Raw genomic sequence first — 23,766 nt, 5'->3', positions numbered from 1 at the left:
TTTTCGATTTCTTTCGGAAAGGGCTGTTTTTAAACAATCGTAACAAAAAAGTTAGATAGTACATATTGGAAGAAACGCGATTTTATGGTAGATTAGATTTACGAATGTGTAGAATGTGAGGCGGAATGAATGACGAAACAATGTCCGAATTGCGGAACTGAGATAGACAAGCAAGCGGAAGTATGTCCGGAATGCGGTTATTCTTTTGAAAAAGAGCAAATCAAAGAGGAAACAGCACCTAATGAAAAAACTGATTCTAATGAAAAATCAGATGATACTTCTAATTTTTTAAATAAAGAACAAAATGAAAATATCGAATGGTCCGAATTAAAGGATATGAGTATCGGTCACGTAATGACGATGTTCAATGAACAGCAACCTGAAGAAAAGATTGTAGATCCAATTGAAGAGATAAAAAAAGAAAAATCGGAAACAAAAGCGGCATCGATCGAAGAAAAAGCAGCTGAACTAGAAGAACCTGTTTCTGCAGAAGCTAAAACGGATGAGCTTGTGGATACCGCTGCTTTAGATCAGTATATCAATGAACACAAAAACGAGACACCAACTATTGAGACACTATCTGAAATTGAACGTACAGAAGAAACTGATGAAACAGCAGAGATCAATGAGCAACCAACGACGGCTGGTACCTCATCAGAATCAAAAGACAAAGGACAAGATGACGAGAAATCAAACGAACCTGATCATAAGCCAAGTGAACCAACTAACAAAGAAACTGAGCAAGCAAAAGAGGTCGTACTAAAAGAAGAGATCACGAAATTTACTAAACCAGAAGACCAGACAATAGAGTCAAAGCCCATTGGTCCAAAAGCTTTACCTAATACGGCAACTGACATTCCGTCAAAAAGCAAAAAACCTGAAGAGATCGAAATGGATGCTGCACCAATTTTCTTTAAAGATGGGGAAGAAGCGAAGTCTGCAAAGGATCAATTTGAGAAACTCACAGGTGAACAGAACATTTTAAAAGAAGTGAAAGGAGAGGAATCAACTACTTCAGCAAGTAAAAACTACAAGAAAATATCGATTGTTTTAGCTGCTGTTATCGTCCTTTCTGGCGGCTCATGGTTTGCCTATAGTCAAACGCAAAAAAAATCAGCATCTGATGGTGAAGTGACTCAAAAACAAGATAAAGTTGCTACTCAAACTGAAAAAGAACTAAATAGTTATTTTACAGATGACAAACAATTATTTCTTAAACCAGAGATGGTAAGCGTTAGTCCCAAAGCAATCAAGGAGAACTTAGATACCCTCAAAAGCGAAGCCAACTATAAAGAGCTTGAAACCCTCTACAAAAAAGTCGCAGACAAGCAAGCGGCAGTTACAAAGGTCAATGAATTATTCGCTCAACCAATTATCAATGGCAATAAATTAAATGATGTCGCAATCAAAGCTGACAAGAAAGTCGATCTGGCTAAACGAGAAGAAAAGGATGATTTTGATAAGCTACTGAATCAAGCAACAGAGCAAGCTACAAGTCAATACGACCAACTACAAAAAGCAAAAACGGCAGTCGCTGTTTTTTATGAAAACAATGAGTTGACTGAAACATTGTCTAGGGAAAACTATACAGCAGCAAAAACCGAAGTAGATAAGGTCAAAAGTGAAACATTGCGTAAGCCATTGACTGAAGCATTAACTAAAGCAGATAAATCCTTGACAGACGCTGAGACAGCATTTGCAGTACAACAACAAGCACAGGCGGATCAAACCGCTGCTCAGACTTCAGAAACACTTGCTAACAATCAAGGAAGTACCTCACAAGCAGCAAATGGTGTTCAACCGGATTCAAATACTTTTTCAGCACCTAATGCTGATGGCGTGTATACAGATCCTGTGTACTCAGTTAACCCAACTGATGTTAGCGATATGAGTAATCCTGCGTGGAGTTGGGCTCCAGGAGTTCAAGAAAAAGTCATTGCAACCTGTATTGAACGCGGCTATATAAAAGCCGGGGGATACTCATTACAGCCAGCTAGAATTATTAATGGCGAAGGCTATTACAATCTATACGGTTCAGATAACCAGTATTTGGTGACCATCAATGCAAAAACTGGCTGGTTTAAAGGAAATGCATCTAGAAACGCTGGAAGATAGTCTTGTTTTTACAGAATATGAGTATAAGATTGAGACAGAAGTGTAATGTAGTAGTCGTTTCTGTTCAATTGCTTATTCAAATACTAAGGGTCTGAAACATAACTCTTTGAGTTATGTCCCAGGCTCGTTTTTTCTTCCAGTAACGCTAGATAGGCAATAAATATCAATGACGATTGATATTATCACAAGGAGAAAAGTATGGAAAAAAAAGAATATTTAACCTTTAGAGACGGGGTAAATGCTTGTATACCAACAATTTTAGGCTATTTAGGCATTGGAATTGCAGCGGGCGTAGTTGGCAAAAATGTGGGGTTATCGATAGTAGAGATCGCTTTGATGTCGATTTTAGTCTATGCTGGTGGTGCACAATTTATTATTTGTGGTATGTTAGCAATTCATTCACCGATCTCGGCAATTGTTTTTACAACATTTTTAGTGAATTTACGCCACTTTTTGATGAGCATGTCGGTGGCTTCTTATTTTAAAAATGAACCATTGATTACTAGTATTGGAATTGGTACACTTTTAACGGACGAATCTTACGGCGTTTTAATGTCAGCGTTGGCAAATGATCAGCGCGTCAGTTCCGCTTGGACGCATGGCTTGAACATCACTGCCTATTTAGCTTGGATCTTGTCGACCATTATCGGTGGTTTATTAGGAACCTGGATTCCAGATCCCTATCTATTAGGCTTAGACTTTGCGTTAGTGGCCATGTTTGCAGGATTATTTGTTTTGCAAGTTGATGCGCCTATCAAAAAACATACCAAAGAAACGCTGATCGTATTAGGTACAGTCTGTTTATCTCTTTATTTTTTTATGGGCTTTTTTTCGCCGGAACTCTCTGTTTTATTCGCAACTCTTTTAGGTTGTACTGTTGGGGTGGTGAATCATCATGAGTAACACCTATGTACTATTGACGATTTTAGGTTGTTCGATCGTTACGTGGATTCCGCGGATTTTTCCTTTTTTGATTTCTAAACGAGTCGATTTTCCAGACTGGTTTCTTCGATTTTTATCTTATATCCCGATTTGTATCTTGACGGCACTCTTATTTCAGAGTATTTTAGAAGTTCAGGCAACAGGCTTTCCTAAAGTAAAAACGTTAGAAGCGTTAAGTTGTATTCCTACTTTACTTGTTGCTATTCGTACCAAAGATTTAATGAAAACCGTTGTAGTAGGAATCATTACAATTGCATTATTACGTATTTTTTTAGGCTAAGTGCCAGAAGGAGAAAATTATGAACGAACTATTAGCGCAAATTTTTACAGCATTAGTGATTGATGAAAATGAAAGTCACTATTTTTTACAAAAAAACGGAATCACATTGCGATTATCTAAAGAAGAAGGCAGTCATGAAATCGGTGAAGCGGTAGAAGGCTTTGGTTATATGAATCAAAAGCAAGAACCTGAAATGACTACGATGATTCCGACCGCTCGAATCGGGCAATATGCGTTTGGAACAGTTACCGGCACAAGACGTGATTTAGGCGCTTTTGTGGACATTGGACTGAAAGATAAGGATGTAGTCGTTTCTTTAGATGAACTACCTGTAATGCGTGAATTATGGCCTAAAAAAGGGGATCAATTGATGATCGCTTTGAAAGTGGATAACAAAGAGCGTATCTGGGGTGAATTAGCAGATGAGAAGATTTTCAAAGCGATGGCTAAACCAGGAACGGAAGAACTTAAAAATGAAAATATCAGTGGCATTGTGTATCGGTTAAAAATGATTGGTTCATTTGTTTTAACAGACGATTTCTACATTGCATTTATTCATCCTTCAGAGCGTTATCAAGAACCACGTTTGGGGGAACGAGTAAATGGTCGTGTAATCGGCGTTCGACCTGACGGCACATTGAATATTTCTTTGAAGCCGCGTGGTTATGAAGCAATCAGCGATGATGCAGCGATGATCTTAACGTTTTTAGAGCGTTCAGCGGACCATAAAATTCCATTTACAGATAAATCCAATCCAGAAGAAATCATGCAAACGTTTGGAATTAGCAAGGCGCAATTTAAGCGCGCTATTGGTAATTTATTGAAACAAGGAAAGATTACTCAAGAAGCAGGATTTACGATTTTAAAAGAAGAAGCGCAAGAAAAATAAGCATTTTTTCATTCTAATTGAGAATCACTTGCAAATATCTTTAAGTTATTTTATACTTATTACAATGTAATGCTAGGATATCCCGTTCTAGATTAAAATAATTATAAATAAGGGGCTGCATTTATGGATTCTACTGCTGCTTTAAAGAAAACAAAACAACAATTGCATGAATCTGGTTTCAAACTGACGCCTCAACGAGAAGCAACAGTATTGGTATTACTAGAAAATGAAAAAGACCATTTATCAGCAGAAGAAATTTATTTTTTAGTTAAACAAAAAAGCCCGGAAATCGGTTTAGCAACTGTTTACCGTACATTAGAAATTTTGACTGACTTAAAAGTCGTAGATAAGGTAAGTTTCAACGATGGGTTAGCTCGTTATGACTTACGCAAAGAAGGCGCCAAACATTTCCATCATCATCTTTTATGTTTAGAATGTGGCAATATTGAAGAAGTGGAAGAAGATTTATTAGGGGACGTAGAAGACGTTGTAGAACAACGTTATCATTTTCTTGTGAAAGACCATCGCTTAACCTTCCACGGTATTTGTCAAGAGTGTCAACAAAAAAAGAAAAAGCAGTCAACAGAAGAGGCTGTATCAAAAATTTAAGATTCGGATTAACCAGGTTAAGGGCTGAAGTGTATTCTTTATCCTTGATTGCTTGGTTTTTCTTTTTGAAAAAGATTGACAATTCTGACAGAATCTCTTACAATGACTTCAATAAACAATAAATGTTTTGATAAGAACTAGTAAGATAATACAGGTGTACAGAAAGTAGCCGGTTGTTGAGAGGCGCACAAACCTAATGTATCTGAATTCCTCTTTGAACTTCACACCGAATCAAGTAGGCTGTGACGGTTATGCGCACCCGTTATTGTGCCAGGGTATAATTTTGTACCTGACAAGACAATGAGTGTGAGCTGATTGTAAACAAAGGTGGTAACACGGATCAATTCGGTCTCGTCCTTTTCAGTAATGAGAAGGGTGAGGCTTTTTTTATTTTATGGATCTTTAATTTATTGTTTGATTATAAGAAAAATGAAGGGGCGTTATCGTATGAGTTTTAAAGCATTGAGCCAACCAATCAATTTTGAACAAGTCAAATCATTATCTAAACTAACACCAGACCAAGAAAAATTGAAAGCTGTTCGGGATCAAGAGTTAAAAAATATCATTGAGGGGAAAAGTCAAAAAATTCTTTTAGTGATTGGTCCTTGTTCTGCTCACAATGAAGAAGCAGTGATGGAGTATGTAACGCGTTTAGCAAAACTACAAGAAAAAGTTCAAGATAAAATCTTTATGGTACCGCGTGTCTATACGAATAAGCCTAGAACTAATGGCGATGGCTATAAGGGGCTACTCCATCAGCAAAACCCAGAAGGAGAAAGTAACTTAATCAAAGGAATTGCGGCTGTTCGTAGTTTGCATAATCGTGTTATTAGTGAAACGGGCTTAACCACTGCAGATGAAATGCTTTATCCTGAAAACTTAGAATTTGTTCAGGATTTAGTTAGTTATATCGCTGTGGGCGCTCGTTCTGTGGAAGATCAACAACATCGTTTTGTTGCTAGCGGGATCGATCAACCGACAGGAATGAAAAACCCGACCAGCGGCAATTTGAACGTGTTATTCAATTCCTTATATGCGGCGCAACAAAAACAAGAATTTATTTTCAATGGACTTGAAGTAGAAACAAGTTCTAATCCATTAGCACACGTCGTCTTAAGAGGTGGATTAAATGAGTATAGTGAAAATATTCCTAACTATCATTATGAAGACTTATTAAAAGTAGTAGCTTTATATAAAGCTGGTAATTATAAAAATCCATTCATCGTAATCGATACAAATCATGATAATTCAGGGAAACAGTATAAAGAGCAAGTCCGGATCGTGAAAGAAACCTTGATCAATCGTTCTTGGAATCAGGATATGAAAAAATGGGTACGCGGATTTATGATAGAAAGTTTTCTTGAAAGTGGTCGCCAAGAAGCGGATGGCAAAGTGTTTGGTCAATCAATTACTGATCCCTGTTTAGGTTGGGCTGAAACAGAAGAACTAGTGTATTATATTGCTGAAAATGCTTAGCTTAACCAAAAACAGTCGCTCATGAACGAACATGAGCGACTGTTTTTTGGTTAAGCTACTTTATAAGTTAGCAAATTTTGCTAACAAGCGGATCATTTGGCAGGTAAAACCATATTCATTATCATACCAAGCAACTGTTTTAACTAGTTGGAAATCACCTGATGTGGTTACTTCGGTTTGCGTGGGATCAAAAATGGATCCTTCGGTTGTCCCAATCACATCACCTGAGACGACTTCACGATCATCATAACCAAATGAAGGATTATCAATTGTATGTTTTTTGATTGTTTCATTAATTTGATCAGCAGTGACTTTTGTTTTTAAAATAGAGACAAGTTCAGTCAATGATCCGTCGACTACTGGGACACGTTGCGCATGTCCTTGTAACTTCCCATTTAATTCTGGAATAACTAAACCAATTGCTTTAGCAGCACCTGTTGAATGAGGAATCGTATTATCAGCTGCTGAACGAGCAGCACGTAAATTACCGCCTTTTACAGGTCCATCTAACAACATTTGGGTAGAGGTATAAGCATGAACAGTTGTCATGGTACCAACTTCAATCCCAAATTCATTATTTAAGAAATAAGCCATTGGCGCTAAACAATTTGTTGTACATGAACCAGCTGAAATAATTTTATCCTCTGGCGTTAAGGTATCATCATTAACGTTATAAACGATTGTTTTCATGTCACCAGCTGGAGCTGAGATCACAACCCGTTTCGCACCAGCGTCAATATGTGCTTGTGATTTCGCTTGTGAGGCGTAAAAACCAGTACATTCCAAAACAATGTCAACACCATTTTCAGCTACCCATTTAAGTTTGCTAGCATCAGCTTCCGCATAAACCTTTGTTTCCTCACCGTCAACTACGATTGCATCTTCTGTTGCTGTCACTTTTCCAGGATAAGTACCATGTGTCGAGTCAAATTGTAGTAATTGGGCTAACATCGTTGGACTTGTCAAATCATTGATTGCTACAACTTCAATATCATCGGAAACTTCTTTGATGCGGCGGAATGCAAGGCGACCAATTCGTCCAAATCCATTAATGCCTACTTTTACTGTCATACTAAATTTCCTCCTTTGATAATTTAGAGCAAATGAACAAACTTGTCTTATTAAGTAGAAACAAATGACCGTAAAACAAGTTCCCATGCTCGACAAATTTAAAATGACTAGCTTTTAATAATCACACATTTAAAAAAGTAATTATATCAGCTATACTAGTAGCATGAACGCTTTTCAGATTTTTGTCAAAAATCTTGTCTTTTAATAGGAAAAAGGAGTTGGGAGAATGAATAACGCTCAAATTGTTGTGTTACTTCAATGGAAGCGATAAAGAGTTGAGACAGATGGGGATCAAATCTAAACCAGAGCTGTATAATAGTATTGTCACGTTGTTTTTTTTAGCCACTATGAAAAGGTTGACTTCCAAGCGTTAGGCGATTATTCAGAACTACTTGAAGAAAAGACCAATTTACGTTGGTATAAAGACTTCTGCCATTCTTTGGCTTTAGGGCTCTTGATCCAAGCAGAAATGACTGATTTATCTAATGATACTAATTTAAATATAACAGCATTAACGCTCACTATGATGAAGGCGCAAGAAGCTAGTGCAGCAGCAGCGGCAATCGCTGTATCTGCTACAGCAGCTAATTCTAGTTCATAAAAACGAATTTGGCTAGACAAATCTAGGTTTAACCTTTACAATAAGAAAGGCTTTCAAACAGAATATGTTATCGAAAAGCGAAGGTAAACGAATAACTAAATTTGTAAAAAAGTAAACCCAAAGAAATGGTGAGTTAGAGTATTTCACGGTAAAAGTGAACTATTTTATCCTAATTTCTTTAAGATAGGAGGACACAATATGTCCATGTTTTTAGATCAGGTAACAATCGATGTCAAAGCCGGTAAGGGCGGCGACGGAATGGTTGCCTTTCGTAGAGAAAAATATGTTCCAGATGGCGGACCAGCTGGAGGAGATGGCGGTCAAGGAGGAGATGTGATCCTTGTTGTTGAAGAAGGATTACGGACATTGATGGATTTCCGTTTTAATCGTCATTTTAAAGCACAACCTGGAGAAAACGGGATGAGCAAAGGTATGCACGGACGTGGTTCGGAAAACACTTTTGTTAAAGTTCCCCCTGGTACAACCGTTCGTGATGCTGAAACTGGCACCTTGATCGGAGATTTGATTGAAAATGGTCAAACATTGACGGTCGCAAAAGGTGGACGCGGCGGACGCGGAAATATCCGTTTCGCCTCAGCAAAAAATCCAGCGCCTGAAATTGCTGAAAACGGTGAACCCGGGCAAGAAAGAAAAATCGAACTAGAATTAAAAGTATTAGCTGATGTTGGTTTAGTTGGTTTCCCATCTGTGGGAAAATCTACTTTACTATCTGTGATTTCATCGGCTAGACCTAAAATTGGTGCCTATCATTTTACAACATTAGTTCCTAATCTAGGAATGGTTTCAACGAGTGATGGACGAAGTTTTGCCGCTGCAGATTTACCTGGTTTGATCGAGGGGGCCTCACAAGGTGTTGGGCTTGGAACTCAGTTTTTACGTCATATTGAACGAACTAGAGTTATTTTACATGTGATCGATATGAGCGGGATGGAAGGCCGCGATCCTTACGAGGATTATCTAGCTATTAATAAAGAGCTAGCTTCTCACAATATGCGCTTAATGGAACGTCCGCAAATTATTGTAGCAAATAAAATGGATATGCCAGAAGCAGAAGAAAATTTAAAGAAATTCAAAGAAAAAATTGAAAAAGAACGTACCGATGAATATGCAGATCATCTGCCAATATTCCCAATTTCTGGGGTTTCACGTAAAGGGATTGAACCGTTGCTTAATGCAACAGCTGATTTGATTGATGTTACGCCAGAATTCCCATTATATGAAGAAGAAATCGTAGAGGATACTGTTCGTTATGGTTTCCAACCAGCAGGACCAGAGTTCACAATCGATCGTGATTCAGATGCAACATGGATTCTGTCTGGTGAATCATTAGCAAGACTATTCGAGATGACCAACTTTGAACATGATGAAAGTGTTATGCGTTTTGCTCGTCAATTACGTGGCATGGGCGTGGATGAAGCTTTACGCGCACGTGGAGCTAAAGATGGCGATATTGTTCGAATCGGCGAGTATGAATTTGAATTTGTAGATTAAAAAGAACGATAGAAGAAAAGAGAGCTGATGAATTTCATTGGTTCTCTTTTTTTTCTATCGTTTAGTGATTTTGCTAGAAAAATGATTTTAACAATCATTATTGAAAAAATGCAGCTGATTAGTGACTGGCGTTTCCAAAACGACAGAGCTTTTAACGTTGGCAAACTCCATCCACTTTGCAAGCAAATCTTTCATTTCAGTGGTATTGGCCACTGTTGCTTTCACCAAATAATTCACTTCACCACTGACAATATGTACTTCGTTGACATAAGGACTCCCTTTTAAGAGTGCTAAAACTTTTCTGACAGGCAAAGTAACATTGCTTAATTCAGTGAAAAACGTAATGGTTTGTTTAATATGCTCCATTGAAAGTTGTATCGTAAAATTTTTGATGATACCTTGTTCAACTAGCTTGTTGATTCGTTCCTTCACACTCGGACGACTTAAATTAATTTTTTGAGATAACTCAACGATTGAGATTCTTGAATTTTCATGAAGAATTTGTAGAAGTTTACGATCCGTTTTATCCAATGGTCTACCTCCTTAAGCTGATTCATTTAGTAAGTTTATTATAGAGGATAAATACTAGCTTTTCCATATGATTTTTGACTTATAGGTGATTTTCTACATCAAAAAGAAACGGAGGATCCCAATTTAATTTCAGATTGTAAAAATAATTGGCATACTTTTGTCACATCTGAAAGAAAACGTTATCAATATCTTCATATCTTCATATACAAGAGACAAGCAAATTCGCTATGATTAGTTTATCTGTAAGATGACTTGATGGCATTTTCATAAATAGATTGTTTCTACATGCTAAAAGACAGACTAAAAAGGAGTTTTTTTATGTTGAGAAACAGATGGGTAAAATTTCTTTTGTTATATTTGGGTGGAGTGATTGTTTCTTTAAGTCAATTGAAACTAGTTCCCATTCAAAATGAACTGGGGGCAGACTTAGCTATAAGTCTTTCAATGGTCTCGTGGTTAATGTCGATCTTCACAGTGTCAGGTATTTTTTTAGCAATCCCGGGCGGAGCGTTCGTTACTCGCTTTGGTCCTAAAAAATTATTAGTAGGTTTAATGGGTTGCTTGGCAATTGGAAATATCTGGGGAGCCTTTTCAAAAAGTTTTTGGTCATTATTGATTTCAAGAGCCATTGAAGGAATTTCTTTTTCAATGATTATTATGGTCGGAATTGTTTTGATCAACTTTTGGTTTAAAGATAGCAGTAGTGGGATCGCAACTGGGATTTGGGGAACTTTTTCGGCATTAGGATCAATGCTAGCAATGAATTTATTTAAACCATTAGCAAAAACATACGGTTTACGTTCACTTTGGCTGATCATTGCTGTTTTATCTATGATCTTTTTATGTCTATATCTTTTTTTATTAGATGAACCACGTAGTCGATCCAAAACTGGGTCACAAGCAGATAAAGGCTCATTCAAAAAAGCAATAGAAAATAAGGGGATTTGGCTATTAGCACTTGCACAAGGTTGCATGGCGTTTATATTGTTTGCCTTTATCAATCTTTATCCGCAAATTTACACACAACTATACGGATTGTCAGAGACCTTAGCTAATAGTTACACTGGATATTTTGGGCTATTCGGGATTCCATTTGGCGCATTGGCGGGTTATTTGATCGATAAGACTAAAAAGGGGCAAGTTATTATTTTCTGTTCATTTTTATTGATGTTAGCGGCTACTTTTTGGATGGGCTTTTTATCTAACAGTTTTACATTTTTCGCCCAGCTCTTTGCACTTTCAGCTGGAGCCAGTTTAGCTTCCTCATGTGTAATGATTTTAGTACCAAAAATAGTGAAAGAAGAACAATTGATCGGTACCAGTATTTCATTTATCAATTTATTTTATTATATCGGCATTTTTATTGGAACGCCGATTGTGATAAAAATTAGTGACTCAAGCCAATCATGGATAATTGCTATTTATTTACTTAGCGGCGTGGGCGTTATTGCTTTAATAGCTGTTTTTGGATTTGTTAAATTAACTAAACAGAACGCAGTCTTGTAATTCTGTTTGCTGACAAGAAGTATTTTTGATTACTTCTTTAAATAAAAAACTTGGAAGGTGACAAATAATGGAAAGAGAATTTCAAACCACTCTTGCATTTGCAAAAGAATTAGATGAAAAAGATCCACTTAGAAGCATTAGAGATCGCTTTTATGTTCAACCTGGCGAAATTTATATGGATGGTAATTCTTTGGGCTTGGCATCGAAAGACGCTGAAAAAGTCTTACTAAATATGCTGGATATCTGGAAAAAAGAAGGAATCAAATTATGGGATGGATTGTTTCATTATCCTGGAAAATTAGGCGAGATGACAGCACCGTTGATCAATGCTTTTCCAGAAGAAATCGTCATTACAGGGAGTACAACAATCAACATCCATCAATGTATCAGCACGTTATATAAACCGACAAAAGATCGTTATAAAATTCTAGTTGATGATTTAAATTTCCCTACAGATCGTTATGCCATCGATAGTCAGGTACAGTTAAGAGGATATGATCCAAATGATGCCGTAAAAGTGGTAAAAAGCGTAGATGGACGATTGATTGATGAATCATCTGTTATTGATGCCATGACGGATGATGTTGCCATCATCTTATTGCCAACTGTTTTATATCGTAGTTCACAAGTTTTAGATATGAAACGAATAACAAAAGCTGCCCATCAAAGAGGGATTCTGATTGGTTGGGATTTATGCCATGCAATTGGGGCAATACCAATGGATTTTAAAGAAGTCGATCCAGATTTTGCAATTTGGTGTACGTACAAATATTTATCAGCTGGTCCTGGATCAATTGCGGGCCTTTATATGAATCAAAAACATTTTAAAGAGACACCTGGTTTAGCTGGTTGGTGGGGGAATAAGGATGAAACACAGTTTGAATTGAAACATGAATTTGAACATCAACAAGATGCAAGCGGATGGCAAATTGGATCCCCAAGCTTTTTAGCAATGGCACCTTTGGAAGGAACGTTAGCGATTTTTAATGAAGTAGGAATGGACAAGATTCGTGAAAAATCCTTGTCGATTACAGCATACTTGATGTATTTGATTGATGAAAAGCTTGTAAAATATGGTTTTTGTGTAGGAAATCCTCGTGAAGATAGCAAACGAGGTGGCCATGTCTGTTTAGAGCATGAAGAAGCCTACAGGATTTGTAAGGCCTTGAAAGCAGCAAATATTATTCCTGATTTCAGAGAACCAAATGTCATTCGTTTAGCGCCTATCGCGCTATATAATACCTACGAAGAAGTCTACATCCTAGTTGAAACCTTAGAAGATATTGCTCTAAACAAAAAATATGAGCAGTATAGTAATGAACGAAGCTTAGTCGTATAAACGAAATAAGTATTTTACAACGGTTGATGAACAGTTTAACGAATAGTAATAAAAAAACGTGGTACAAAACTAAAAATTAGTTTTGTACCACGTTTTTTAAGCTTCGTTTATGGTTGCTTTTTTATAATGGGTTTAGTCAAAGGAGGAGAAAATAATGGTCAAACTAAAAAATAGCTTTCAAAGAAAAGAAAAAAAGTATGCACTGACAGAACAACAGTATCAAAAATTAAGAGAGAAGTTAGACGGTTTTATGCAAGAAGACGCTTATGGTCTACATACAATTATTTCAGTTTATTTTGATACGGAAGATTATGAACTAATCCGCCATTCAGTTACCAAACCTGTTTATAAAGAAAAATTTAGAATCCGTAGTTATGGTGTTCCTAAAGCAGAATCTGATGTCTTCTTAGAAATAAAAAAGAAAGTCAGCGGTGTGGTCTATAAAAGAAGAGTGGCGTTAACCTATAATGCAGCTAAAGGATATATTCAGCACCCACATGCATTTGAATTAGCGAAAAGAAAAGACCAGCAAATCAAACAGGAAATCGACTGGCTTTTAGCTAGAAAGAGATTAGAACCTAAAGTGATGATTGCATATGACAGACGAGCTTTATTCGCTTGTGAAAACGAAGAATTTAGAGTGACATTTGATTTTGATATTCGCTATCGAAAAGAAAATTTATCTCATAAATTAGATGACAAAGGAGAACGAGTAGCACCGGAAATCGATGTGTTGATGGAAGTTAAAGCTTTGGGTGCCTATCCTTTATGGTTTTCAGAAATTTTGACTGAACTAGAATTGTATCCAACTTCCTTTTCAAAGTATGCGCAAACATATCAACGTTATCTCTATACATTAAACCCATTAAGTAGTAAACAAAGAGAGGAATTTAGTCATGTTATCTAGTTTATTAGTAGAAAGTTCAGTTGAGTTATCATTAAAGCAGCTTTTAGTCTGTATTGTTACATCCGTTTTATTAGGTCTTTTAGTAGCTTGTGTCCATATGTATCGAAATGTCTATAGTAAAAACTTTGTGATTACGTTAGCTGTTTTACCACTATTGGTGCAATTAGTGATCATGTTAGTTAATGGTAATTTAGGAACTGGTGTTGCGGTTTTAGGTGCATTCAGTTTGATCAGGTTTCGCTCTGTAGCTGGAGGGGCTAGAGAGATCACCAGTATTTTCTGGTCAATGGGCATTGGTTTGGCAACTGGGATGGGTTATGTTCATTATATTGTTTTATTTTCCATTGTTATCGCATTGTTTTTAATCCTGTTGAACACCATTCACTTTGGGGAGAAACAAAAAGTTGCAGAAAGAGAAATAAAAATCACGATTCCTGAAGATTTAGATTATCCTGGTTTATTTGATGACCTGTTTCAACAATATACCTATGCGGCAAATTTGGACTCAGTAAAAACGACAAACATGGGTAGTTTATATGAATTACGGTATCGTGTTACCTTAAAGGATAACCAAAAAGAAAAGGAATTGATGGACGCAATGCGTGTTAGAAATGGTAATTTAACGATTGTTTTTGGGAAAGTTTCGACAAATAGAGAAGAATTGTAGGTGCTTATAATGAAAAAAACGAAATTCAACTTAACGATCTTAAGCCTGTTGCTTATTACTCTATTGGCTGGTTGTGCAAAAGAAGAGACCGTCAAAACAACAACATCGACAACAAAAAATTCAGAGCAGGTCGTCTCGGTTCAAGAAGCAACAAAAACAGCTGACAACAAATATGGTGTGTATGAAGATGAAGATTTTGATGAAGAATATGATAAAAATACCGCAACAACAATCGAGTTAAAGGACTCTGGTAGCGTCATTACCGGTTCAGGCGTCTCTGAAAAAGATAAGATCGTCTCAATTACTGCTGGTGGAACATATATTATAACGGGTAATTACCATGGCCAACTGAAAATCAACGCTAACGAGGAAACAGTTCATTTAGTTTTAAATAATGTTGAAATAACAAATGACTCTTCTTCAGCCATTTACGTTGAGCAAGCTAAAAAAGTGATTACAACTTTAGCTCAAGGAACAAACAATACTCTTTCAGATGGTTCTGACTATACATTTACTACTACTGATCAAACCGAACCCGATGCTACATTTTATAGTAAAGATGATTTAACGATTAATGGGACTGGGAATCTAGAAGTTAGTGGCAACTATAGCAACGGGATTCGCAGCAAAGACGATTTAGTGATTACTAATGGAACAATCAAAGTCACTGCTAAAAATAATGCAATCAAAGGCAAAGATTCCGTATCAATTGCAGATGGAACATTTACGCTAACAACTACTGAAGGAGATGGAATTCAAGCCAATAATAGTACTGATATAGATAAAGGGTGGATCGCTATCGATGGTGGGACATTTGCGATTCAATCAGGAAATGATGGGATTCAAGCAGAAACTAACTTATCGATCGGGAAAGCTGAGATCCAAATTCAGACAGCAAAAGGTTATGACGATCAATCAATTGATACTACGGCTAGTTACAAAGGCTTAAAAGCTTCTGGTAATATTATTATAGAGGATGGAGAATTTGATTTAAACACAGCTGATGATGCAATCCATTCAAATGCGACTGTTACGATCAATAACGGAATGTTTTCGTTAGCAAGTGGTGATGACGGGATTCATGCGGATACTGATTTGTTGATCAATAACGGAACGATCAATGTTAGCCATTCGTATGAAGGGTTAGAAGGTGCAACCGTGACCATTAATAACGGGGACATTTCTGTCAACGCATCAGACGATGGAATCAATGCTGCAGGAGGCAGTTCTGGCGAAGCAGAAGCTGGTGGTCAATTTGGACCAGACTCATTTGGAGAACCTGGCGGCCAACCAGGTGGTGGTGGAGATAGTACTAAATTTATCGAAATAAATGGTGGAACCACCTACGTAAATGCTGATGGCGATGGTATTGACAGCAATGGGGATGTTCGGATGACAGATGGAACGCTGATTGTAAATGGACCTACTGATAACGGTAATGCAGCCCTTGATTATGATGGAACCTTCACTATGACTGGTGGTCTATTGGCAGCAAGCGGTAGCGCAGGTATGGCGATGAGTGCAAGCGACGTTTCTACCCAAGCATCCTTAAGTTTATATTTTGACGAAACACAAAAAGCTGGAACAGTGGTTCACTTGGAAAATGCTGCAGGTGATTCGATTATTTCCCTTGCTCCAGACAAAGACTTTTCTCATATTACCATTAGTTCGCCAAACCTAAAAGTCGGAGAAACTATAACGTTATTTACTGGTGGTAAAGAATCAGGCACAGCTAAAAATGGTTTATACAGCAATAGCAACTATACAAATGGAACAGAGCTAGCCAAAATTACCCTTGATAGCATATTAACTTCAATTGATCAATCTGGTGCGGTAGTCACCGGCAGTCAAATGGGGGGCGGACCTGGCGGCCAAGGACCCAGATAATTGATTTTCATTGCACTAGTGACTAGTTTATTGATAAAATAAGGATATCAAGTAGAACGAGGTGGTCAAATGTCGAAACGTGTTATTATTATGCATTTTGAAGTAGAGAGCCAAGCTTACCAAGCATTTTCAGAGATAAAAAAATTGTATGTTGAGAAAAAAATCAAAGGAGAGCAAATGGCTGTTGTAACCCATATAAACGATGGGGTTCATCAATTTAAAATTGATGATTTCTTAGACTTTACTGGTAATAATCATACATCAAAAAATAGTATGATCGGTATGTTGATCGGCATTTTAGGCGGTCCGCTAGGAATTTTACTAGGTTGGTTTGCAGGAAGTCTCTTTGGTGCTTCTCAAGATGCTAAAGAGATTCAAGGTGCACAAACAGTTTTTGAACATGTGACAAAACAAATCGGTGTAGGCGAAACAGGACTCATTCTGATTGCTGAAGAAGATGACAATCGCCCTTTAAATCAGTTGATTATGAATGAATTAGGCGGAGAAATTACCCGCTTAGATTTTGAAGATGTCGAAAAAGAGATCACAGATGCCAAAGCAGTTGAAAAAGAAACAAAAGACTCTGCTGAAAAATCTTGGCAAGATAAAAAGCAAGATACAAGTGAAAAAGACGAAAAGTAAGCGATAGGCAAAATAAAAGCAATTAAAGAACTCAGAAGACGTGACAAAGAAAACTCTTTTGGCACGTCTTTTTTGAGCTTAAAGGATGTGAAGAGCACTGTTAAAAATATTATTAGTTGAAGATGACGAAATTTTGTCGGATAGCATTTTAGAGATTTTATCTGAAATCGGTGAAATCACGCAAATTTATGATGGAGCAGAAGCACTGTACGAGGGTGAACGTGGGATCTATGATTTAATCGTTCTAGATTTAATGTTGCCGACCATATCTGGTGAACAGGTTTTGACGGCATTGAGAAAAAAAAGCATCTATACACCGGTTCTGATTTTAACCGCTAAAGATGGCTTAGAAGATAAAGTGAATGGGTTTAAAAATGGTGGCGATGACTATTTAACCAAACCATTTCATCGCGAAGAACTATTACTGCGTGTTCAGGCACTGGCTCGTCGATCATTAGGAATGAACAGTAAAAATGAGCTAGTGATCGGACCGCTATGTTTAGAGTTAGATAATCGACAAGCCAGTTTTAATGGCAATGAAATCACGCTGCAAGGAAAAGAATTTGATTTATTACACTACTTGATGCAAAATCAGGGACGAATCATTACGAAAGATCAATTATTTGACCGCATTTGGGGCTTTCAATCAGATACAACACTCACTGTTGTTGAAGTCTATATGAGTAATTTAAGAAAGAACTTGAAGCCATGGGGCATCGATCGTTGGATTAAGACCTTACGTAATGTTGGTTACCTTTTTGAAGTACCAGAGGATGTGAAACATGAATAAACAACTGAGTAAAAAGCAGAGAATCCATTATTTTCTGATCAATTTGATTTCATTTGCAAGTATCTTTTTAATCCTAGGCTTGATTGTTTTTCAATTAGTCCAAACATCAATTTATCAAACAGTTGATCATGATCTAAAGCGACTTTCCCAAGATCAAAAATTTTTATCGCATCAATTACTCCAAGTAGAGCGCACGCAAGGCGATCCCTCTCAGCTAGCCAAATTTGATACACCACCACCTAATAATTTTCAACAACAGGTGATTCTTTGGTCTAAAGAGGGAGACATACTCAATGAAGCTGAATTAGGTTCGCGTTTTTATGACTTTCAGAAGTTAACGTTATCAACGGATGACTTAAATAAAATCACTAGCGTTCAAACAAAAGATAGTAACAATCGTTCATTACAGTTTCGCTCAATCACTTTAGCGGTTACGAATTCAGAACAGGTCGCTTATGTTCAACTTCTAGTAAATATTGATCCGATTAAAGGAACGGTTGAGCAATTCAAACAAATCTTAATTATCTGTATGATTATTTTCGGGTTATTGTCGATCGCTTTAAGTTACTTTCTTTCAAAATGGTTTATGAAACCCATTTTGATTTCTTGGAAAAAACAGCAAGAATTTGTTGAAAATGCTTCTCATGAGTTGCGAACACCATTAACGATCATCCAAGCAAAATTAGAGAAATTATTTACTAAACCAAACCATACTATTTTAGAAGAGTCAGAAACGATTGCTTTATCACTAGATGAAGTACAACGCCTGAGCCAGCTGACTAGTGACTTACTTTTATTGGCACGATCAGATTCCAACTCGTTGACATTGGAAAAAGAACCTGTAAAAATCAACAGTTTTTTAAAAACTGTACTCATACCATATCAAGAATTGGCTACTGCAGAAGCAAAAGAGTTCATTATTGATTTAGGAGAAGAACAACAATTGCTTTTCGATAAGAAAAGAATTCATCAGTTACTGATTATCTTGTTGGATAATGCTCTAAAGTATACCGCTCCTGGTGAAAAAATAACTGTCTTTTCGACTGTCAAAAATAACGAGTGGCTACTTAAGATTAGCGACACTGGCATTGGAATTGCTGCAGAAAAAAAGAGCGCTGTTTTTGAACGGTTTTATCGAGGAGAAGAGTCTAGGAACCGTAAAACAGGTGGATACGGAATCGGGTTAGCTATTGCTAAATGGATCGTAGATGAACACCAAGGAAAAATCGACTTACTAGATACAGACCCAAAAGGTACAACAGTTATGCTACGTTTTCCTGTAAAATAAATATTATTTGCTAAAGCGGCAACTTTCTTCTAAAATAAAGGAGAAGTTTAAAGAAAGATAGGTAGCCAATGGAATTACAATTTTTAGGTACAGGCGCTGGGGTTCCAGCAAAACATCGTAATGTGAGTAGCATTGCTCTGAAATTATTAGACGAAAGGAATGCAGTTTGGTTGTTTGACTGTGGCGAAGGAACACAATTACAAATTTTAAAAAGTAACATTCGTCCAAGAAAAATCGAGAAAATTTTTATCACTCATTTACACGGCGACCATATTTTTGGTCTACCAGGCTTATTAAGTAGTCGCTCGTTCCAAGGCGGCAATGAAAAACTAGAGATTTACGGACCAGTTGGAATTGCCGACTATGTGAGAACGGCACTAAAAGTTTCCCAAACGCGACTTTCATATGAATTGAAGTTTGTTGAAATCACAAAAGCAGACACAGTCTTTTCTGACAAACAATTTATAGTGTCTTGTCTACCATTAGACCATGGGATTGCTAGCTTCGGTTACCGGATTGTTGAAGCGGATCATGAAGGGGAATTACAAGTAGAAAAATTAGCAGCTTTAAACGTCCCTTCAGGACCGATATACGGAAAAATCAAACGAGGAGAATCTGTAACCTTACCTGATGGAACGGTGATTAACGGAAAAGACTTCGTTGGTGAGAAAAAACTTGGTAGAATCGTCACTATTTTAGGTGATACAAGAAAAACCAAAAATAGTGTATCTCTTGCAGAGGACGCCGATGTGCTCGTTCATGAAAGCACCTTTAATAAAGAAGAAGAAAAAATGGCAAAAGCTTATTATCATTCGACGAGTCATCAGGCCGCCCAAGTTGCTCTGGAAGCCGACGCGAAAAAATTAATATTGACACATATCAGTGCTCGATACTTAACAGGGGACATTATCCAATTAGAAAATGAAGCCAAAGAAATTTTTCGAAACACTAAGATTGTTAAAGACATGGAGATTATCGAGATCCCTTTTAGAAATGAGTAAGGAGGAAAAAGTATGATTAAAGGACAAGCGTTAGCTGACAAAGTTGTTGTTGTAACGGGTGGTTCAGCAGGGTTAGGCGAACAAATTTGTTACGAAGCAGCAAAACAAGGAGCCATCGTAGTTGTTTGTGCTAGAAGAATCAATTTGATTGGAAAAGTGAAAGAAACGTGTGAAGAACTGAGTGGGAAATTGGCTCATTCATTCCAATTAGACATTGCCGATCCTGACAATGTTGAGACTGTTTTTGAGAAAATTCAGACGGAAGTTGGCCCCATTGATGTACTAGTCAACAATGCTGGCTTTGGACTATTTGAAAATTTCATCGATACAGATTTAGCGATTGCTAGAAACATGTTTGAAGTAAATGTTCTAGGCATGATGGTCTTCACTCAAAAAGCTGCGATTCAAATGGCTGAAAGAGGGACTGGCCATATAATGAATGTAGCCTCGATGGCTGGAAAAATGGCCACAGCAAAATCAACTATTTACTCTGCTACTAAATTTGCTGTCCTAGGTTTTTCAAATGCTTTACGTTTAGAACTAAGACCATTAGGAATCTCAGTTACGACCGTTAATCCGGGCCCAATCGAAACTGAATTTTTTGATAAAGCGGATCCTACTGGCAATTATCTAGCTTCTGTGGATCTATTCGTTTTAGAACCTACTAAATTAGCTAAAGAAATTGTGAATGCAATGGGCACCTCGAAACGTGAAATCAATCGCCCGCGCATCATGGAAGCCGCTTCCCGGCTGTATACTTTATTTCCATATTTAGGTGATTTATTAGCTGGCGGAGTACTAAACAAAAAATAATATAACTACAAGGGGGAAACTGTTCATGAAAAACCAGTGGCGTGTAGTTATCGGTCTGGTGTTAGTTCTGATTGTTGTTGTTTTTGCTGTGTTGAATAGTCAAACTGTTCCAGTCAGCTTTGGCTTTGCAAAAATCTCAGGTCCATTGATTTTGATTATTCTAGGTTCCGCAATTGTTGGTGCGTTGATTGGTCTATTGACTTCGACAACGACAATGTGGAAACAGAAGAAACAAGTAAAAGAATTAAAGAAGGACATTGAAACATATAAAAATGATGCAGATAAACTAGCTCAAGAAGAAGTAGAGAAGGTTAAACGGACCTATGAGAATCAGCTAGCAGAGTTGCAAGCTAAATACGATGCTGCAGCATCTCAAGCGCCAATATCACCAAATGTTGACGTAGAACCTGTTGGTAGTCGGGTTGATCACTTTACTAAAACAAGAACGAGCGACGAAGATTTATAAGGTGGAAAAGCCAAGATACAAAGTAGTAATATTTTGTCTTGGCTTTTTAATTTGTGTTTTTTTAGGATACTTTCTTTAGTTTTCCGATTCTATTTGATATAATTACTTGGTTAGGAGTGACGTCGTGAAAAAAGCAAAATATACATGGCAATTACGGGAAAAAACAGCGTTGCCAGAAGAATTTTCAGCTATACTAACAAAAGAGCAGATCAATCCTTTATTAGGTCAAATTTTGTGGCATCGTGGTATTCAGTCTCAAGAAGTCCTGGAAACCTTTTTACGTCCCACAGTAGAAAATCTTTATGACCCTTTTTTGATGCATGATATGGAGAAAACAATAACCAGAATCCAAGATGCTGTGGCCCAAGGCGAAAGAATCTTGGTATATGGAGATTATGATGCTGATGGTATCACAAGCACAACGGTTATGAAAGAAGCTATTGAATTGATAGGTGGGGAAGTAGAGTATTTCTTGCCAAATCGATTTATTCATGGCTATGGACCTAATTTGACTGTGTTTAAAGAACAGATTGAAAATGGTGTTCAATTAATTATTACAGTCGATAATGGCGTGGCAGGTCATGAAGCAATTAATTATGCAACAGAACAGAGCGTCGATGTCATTGTGACCGATCACCACGAATTGCCACCAGAATTACCCAATGCGTTTTCAATTATTCATCCAAAACATCCACAAGGTCAGTATCCTTTTGGAGACTTAGCTGGGGTAGGGGTAGCATTTAAAGTAGCAACAGCTCTGTTAGGAGAATTGCCAGCTGAATTTCTTGATTTAGTTGCGATCGGAACAATTGCCGATTTAGTCTCTCTAACAGATGAAAATAGAGTTCTGGTTAAAATGGGACTAGAAATGATTCAAAACGGTGAAAGAATCGGTTTGGATATCTTAATTCATCTAGCAGAATTAAAAAAAGAGGCAATCAGTGAAGAAAATATTGGTTTTACAATTGCACCGCGTTTGAATGCTTTAGGCAGATTAGGCGATGCCTCTTCCGGAGTTGAATTAATGACAACTTTCGACGAAGAAGAAGCAGAGCGGATCGCAACCTATATCAATAATCAAAATGATGAGCGTAAAGAAATTGTCGCTACAATCACAAAAGAAGCTTTTGAGCTGATTGAACCAACAGATCCCATTCAGATTGTTGCAAAAAAAGGTTGGCATGAAGGTGTTTTAGGTATTGTTGCTGGCAGAATTATGCAAGATACTGGAAAACCGACGATCGTGTTAACGATTGACGAATCAGATGAAATTGCTAAAGGATCAGGGCGTAGCGTCTCAGCACTGAACTTATTTGATGCTTTAAGCGAAATTCGTGAAGACTTCACTCATTTTGGTGGTCATCATATGGCTGCTGGAATGACATTACCTGTTCAGAATATCAACAAAGTAAAAGAACATTTAATTCATTATCTTGAAAGAAATCAGATCGATCTTTCACAAGGACAAGAACTATTGATCGATGAGTCTTTAAAAGTCGATGAAGTGACAATTCCTTTCATCCAACAATTAAAAATTCTCGCGCCATTTGGGACAGACAATCCAGTTCCAAATTTCTTGTTTGAAGATGTTTCAATCGAACAAAGTCGTCAAATCGGGGCTGATAAAAGCCATCTTAAGTTCCAGCTAAGTCAAGGTGGAGCTAAATTAGATGCAATTGCGTTTCAAATGGGCAATAAGGCAGATGAATTTGGTCAAGGCACAACGAATGTTGCAGGACAATTATCGATCAATGAGTGGAATGGGAATAAAAAACCGCAATTAATGGTCAGTGATTTTTCAGTAGATGGTATGCAGCTTTTTGACTTTAGAGGGAAAAATAGTCGGCAAAAAGAAATACCTATTGCTAATACACTCTATATTTATTTTAATTCCGAGAGTAAAAAACTAGTTGACGAGCAAACGGATCATTGGTTGTTTAGCACTGTTGATGAAGCTGTCATGATGATTGAAAAAACTAATAGTCAACAATTAGTTTTTGTCGATTGTCCCGACGATGTTGGGTTGTTAAAACAAATCACCCAAACAGGGAAAATCGAGCGTGTTTACATGTTAGGTGTTTCTCATGAAGAAGCCTATCTAAATGGGACAGGCACTAGAGAACAATATGCTCAACTTTATAAATTTGTCAGACAACAAGAACAAGTAGATGTTCGTTACAAGCTGAATGTTGTAGCACAACACTTAAAAATTCAAGAAAAGCTATTAATTTTTATGATTCAGGTGTTTTTTGACTTAGGATTTGTTACAATAGAAAACGGTGTTTTAAGAAAAGTTGAAAGTCCTGAAAATCATCCATTGACGGAAAGTAAGGTCTATCAAACTCGCTTAAAAAAAATCAAAACAGAAGAGTTTTTGCTATACAGCGATCGTGAGACATTACAACAGTGGCTGTGGAACGAGGAGGAAGTATAA

The 23,766-nt window shown here is 37.1% G+C and carries 22 protein-coding genes and 1 other annotated feature; of the genes, 19 read left to right on the top strand and 3 right to left on the bottom strand.

The window, feature by feature from the left end:
• Positions 1–129 precede the first annotated feature (129 nt).
• The 6 genes from A5866_RS02980 (at position 130) to A5866_RS02955 (ending at position 6,311) form a co-directional block, all read left to right on the top strand.
• Positions 130–2,115 (top strand): cell division site-positioning protein MapZ family protein, encoded by a 1,986-nt coding sequence (locus tag A5866_RS02980; protein WP_086444429.1) that lies wholly within the window; start codon positions 130–132, stop codon positions 2,113–2,115.
• 198 nt (positions 2,116–2,313) lie between these two features.
• On the top strand, positions 2,314–3,018 hold the full coding sequence (locus A5866_RS02975) for an AzlC family ABC transporter permease (protein WP_086444430.1): 705 nt from the start codon (positions 2,314–2,316) through the stop codon (positions 3,016–3,018).
• Positions 3,011–3,337 carry an AzlD domain-containing protein gene (locus A5866_RS02970; protein ID WP_086444431.1) on the top strand — a complete coding sequence of 109 codons (327 nt, stop codon included), beginning with the start codon at positions 3,011–3,013 and terminating at the stop codon, positions 3,335–3,337. Before A5866_RS02975 ends, A5866_RS02970 begins: the two co-directional genes overlap by 8 nt.
• Before the next feature lie 19 nt (positions 3,338–3,356).
• The gene (locus A5866_RS02965; protein ID WP_086444432.1) at positions 3,357–4,226 is read left to right on the top strand and encodes a CvfB family protein; all 870 of its coding nucleotides are present in this window, start codon (positions 3,357–3,359) and stop codon (positions 4,224–4,226) included.
• A 123-nt stretch (positions 4,227–4,349) separates the two neighbouring features.
• Positions 4,350–4,835 (top strand): Fur family transcriptional regulator, encoded by a 486-nt coding sequence (locus A5866_RS02960; protein WP_086279408.1) that lies wholly within the window; start codon positions 4,350–4,352, stop codon positions 4,833–4,835.
• Between the two features lie 118 nt (positions 4,836–4,953).
• Positions 4,954–5,197: a binding site (T-box leader), on the top strand.
• Positions 5,198–5,282: 85 nt separating this feature from the next.
• Complete coding sequence (locus tag A5866_RS02955; protein ID WP_086444433.1) at positions 5,283–6,311, top strand: 3-deoxy-7-phosphoheptulonate synthase; 1,029 nt, start codon at positions 5,283–5,285, stop codon at positions 6,309–6,311.
• A 60-nt stretch (positions 6,312–6,371) separates the two neighbouring features.
• On the opposite strand, the gene gap is transcribed toward A5866_RS02955, so the two are convergent.
• Positions 6,372–7,382, bottom strand: a complete 1,011-nt coding sequence (gap, locus tag A5866_RS02950; protein WP_086444434.1) for a type I glyceraldehyde-3-phosphate dehydrogenase — start codon at positions 7,380–7,382, stop codon at positions 6,372–6,374.
• Between the two features lie 378 nt (positions 7,383–7,760).
• The gene (locus A5866_RS02945) at positions 7,761–8,003 is read right to left on the bottom strand and encodes a hypothetical protein (protein WP_176332560.1); all 243 of its coding nucleotides are present in this window, start codon (positions 8,001–8,003) and stop codon (positions 7,761–7,763) included.
• A gap of 178 nt (positions 8,004–8,181) precedes the next feature.
• Here A5866_RS02945 and obgE point away from each other — a divergent pair, with 178 nt between their 5' ends.
• A complete protein-coding gene (gene obgE, locus A5866_RS02940; protein ID WP_086444435.1) occupies positions 8,182–9,495 on the top strand; it encodes a GTPase ObgE in 1,314 nt (437 codons plus the stop codon).
• A gap of 87 nt (positions 9,496–9,582) precedes the next feature.
• Here the strand turns inward: obgE and A5866_RS02935 are convergent, their stop codons facing one another.
• Positions 9,583–10,026 carry an Lrp/AsnC family transcriptional regulator gene (locus A5866_RS02935; protein WP_086279412.1) on the bottom strand — a complete coding sequence of 148 codons (444 nt, stop codon included), beginning with the start codon at positions 10,024–10,026 and terminating at the stop codon, positions 9,583–9,585.
• Positions 10,027–10,344: 318 nt separating this feature from the next.
• Here A5866_RS02935 and A5866_RS02930 point away from each other — a divergent pair, with 318 nt between their 5' ends.
• The 12 genes from A5866_RS02930 (at position 10,345) to recJ (ending at position 23,766) form a co-directional block, all read left to right on the top strand.
• On the top strand, positions 10,345–11,532 hold the full coding sequence (locus A5866_RS02930) for an MFS transporter (protein WP_086444436.1): 1,188 nt from the start codon (positions 10,345–10,347) through the stop codon (positions 11,530–11,532).
• 67 nt (positions 11,533–11,599) lie between these two features.
• Positions 11,600–12,871, top strand: coding sequence for a kynureninase (gene kynU / locus A5866_RS02925; RefSeq protein ID WP_086444437.1), 1,272 nt, complete (start codon positions 11,600–11,602; stop codon positions 12,869–12,871).
• A 154-nt stretch (positions 12,872–13,025) separates the two neighbouring features.
• Complete coding sequence (locus tag A5866_RS02920; protein WP_086279415.1) at positions 13,026–13,778, top strand: polyphosphate polymerase domain-containing protein; 753 nt, start codon at positions 13,026–13,028, stop codon at positions 13,776–13,778.
• Positions 13,768–14,445: a DUF4956 domain-containing protein gene (locus A5866_RS02915; RefSeq protein WP_086279416.1), complete on the top strand. Its 678-nt coding sequence runs from the start codon at positions 13,768–13,770 to the stop codon at positions 14,443–14,445. The genes A5866_RS02920 and A5866_RS02915 overlap by 11 nt, the downstream gene beginning before the upstream one ends.
• 9 nt (positions 14,446–14,454) lie before the next feature.
• The gene (locus tag A5866_RS02910; protein ID WP_086444438.1) at positions 14,455–16,332 is read left to right on the top strand and encodes a carbohydrate-binding domain-containing protein; all 1,878 of its coding nucleotides are present in this window, start codon (positions 14,455–14,457) and stop codon (positions 16,330–16,332) included.
• A 69-nt stretch (positions 16,333–16,401) separates the two neighbouring features.
• The gene (locus A5866_RS02905) at positions 16,402–16,974 is read left to right on the top strand and encodes a DUF1269 domain-containing protein (protein ID WP_086279418.1); all 573 of its coding nucleotides are present in this window, start codon (positions 16,402–16,404) and stop codon (positions 16,972–16,974) included.
• Between the two features lie 97 nt (positions 16,975–17,071).
• Entirely contained in the window at positions 17,072–17,764 is a 693-nt protein-coding gene (locus A5866_RS02900) for a response regulator transcription factor (RefSeq protein WP_086279419.1), read from the top strand.
• The gene (locus A5866_RS02895; protein WP_086279420.1) at positions 17,757–19,052 is read left to right on the top strand and encodes a sensor histidine kinase; all 1,296 of its coding nucleotides are present in this window, start codon (positions 17,757–17,759) and stop codon (positions 19,050–19,052) included. Before A5866_RS02900 ends, A5866_RS02895 begins: the two co-directional genes overlap by 8 nt.
• A 68-nt stretch (positions 19,053–19,120) precedes the next feature.
• Positions 19,121–20,053, top strand: coding sequence for a ribonuclease Z (gene rnz / locus A5866_RS02890; RefSeq protein ID WP_086444439.1), 933 nt, complete (start codon positions 19,121–19,123; stop codon positions 20,051–20,053).
• A 12-nt stretch (positions 20,054–20,065) separates the two neighbouring features.
• On the top strand, positions 20,066–20,866 hold the full coding sequence (locus A5866_RS02885; protein WP_086279422.1) for an SDR family NAD(P)-dependent oxidoreductase: 801 nt from the start codon (positions 20,066–20,068) through the stop codon (positions 20,864–20,866).
• 25 nt (positions 20,867–20,891) lie between these two features.
• Positions 20,892–21,332 (top strand): LapA family protein, encoded by a 441-nt coding sequence (locus A5866_RS02880; protein ID WP_086444440.1) that lies wholly within the window; start codon positions 20,892–20,894, stop codon positions 21,330–21,332.
• A gap of 124 nt (positions 21,333–21,456) precedes the next feature.
• Positions 21,457–23,766, top strand: a complete 2,310-nt coding sequence (gene recJ / locus A5866_RS02875) for a single-stranded-DNA-specific exonuclease RecJ (protein ID WP_086444441.1) — start codon at positions 21,457–21,459, stop codon at positions 23,764–23,766.

It is taken from the genome of Enterococcus sp. 12C11_DIV0727, assembly GCF_002148425.2.
GTDB classification, from domain to species: Bacteria; Bacillota; Bacilli; order Lactobacillales; family Enterococcaceae; genus Enterococcus_L; species Enterococcus_L lemimoniae.
This window is presented reverse-complemented; position numbering and strand designations above follow the sequence as displayed.

Coding starts and splice junctions, on each gene's coding strand:
- A5866_RS02980 (WP_086444429.1), top strand. CDS start 130: ATGACGAAACAATGTCCGAATTGCGGAACTGAGATAGACAAGCAAGCG.
- A5866_RS02975 (WP_086444430.1), top strand. CDS start 2,314: ATGGAAAAAAAAGAATATTTAACCTTTAGAGACGGGGTAAATGCTTGT.
- A5866_RS02970 (WP_086444431.1), top strand. CDS start 3,011: ATGAGTAACACCTATGTACTATTGACGATTTTAGGTTGTTCGATCGTT.
- A5866_RS02965 (WP_086444432.1), top strand. CDS start 3,357: ATGAACGAACTATTAGCGCAAATTTTTACAGCATTAGTGATTGATGAA.
- A5866_RS02960 (WP_086279408.1), top strand. CDS start 4,350: ATGGATTCTACTGCTGCTTTAAAGAAAACAAAACAACAATTGCATGAA.
- A5866_RS02955 (WP_086444433.1), top strand. CDS start 5,283: ATGAGTTTTAAAGCATTGAGCCAACCAATCAATTTTGAACAAGTCAAA.
- gap (WP_086444434.1), bottom strand. CDS start 7,382: ATGACAGTAAAAGTAGGCATTAATGGATTTGGACGAATTGGTCGCCTT.
- obgE (WP_086444435.1), top strand. CDS start 8,182: ATGTCCATGTTTTTAGATCAGGTAACAATCGATGTCAAAGCCGGTAAG.
- A5866_RS02930 (WP_086444436.1), top strand. CDS start 10,345: ATGTTGAGAAACAGATGGGTAAAATTTCTTTTGTTATATTTGGGTGGA.
- kynU (WP_086444437.1), top strand. CDS start 11,600: ATGGAAAGAGAATTTCAAACCACTCTTGCATTTGCAAAAGAATTAGAT.
- A5866_RS02920 (WP_086279415.1), top strand. CDS start 13,026: ATGGTCAAACTAAAAAATAGCTTTCAAAGAAAAGAAAAAAAGTATGCA.
- A5866_RS02915 (WP_086279416.1), top strand. CDS start 13,768: ATGTTATCTAGTTTATTAGTAGAAAGTTCAGTTGAGTTATCATTAAAG.
- A5866_RS02910 (WP_086444438.1), top strand. CDS start 14,455: ATGAAAAAAACGAAATTCAACTTAACGATCTTAAGCCTGTTGCTTATT.
- A5866_RS02905 (WP_086279418.1), top strand. CDS start 16,402: ATGTCGAAACGTGTTATTATTATGCATTTTGAAGTAGAGAGCCAAGCT.
- A5866_RS02895 (WP_086279420.1), top strand. CDS start 17,757: ATGAATAAACAACTGAGTAAAAAGCAGAGAATCCATTATTTTCTGATC.
- rnz (WP_086444439.1), top strand. CDS start 19,121: ATGGAATTACAATTTTTAGGTACAGGCGCTGGGGTTCCAGCAAAACAT.
- A5866_RS02885 (WP_086279422.1), top strand. CDS start 20,066: ATGATTAAAGGACAAGCGTTAGCTGACAAAGTTGTTGTTGTAACGGGT.
- A5866_RS02880 (WP_086444440.1), top strand. CDS start 20,892: ATGAAAAACCAGTGGCGTGTAGTTATCGGTCTGGTGTTAGTTCTGATT.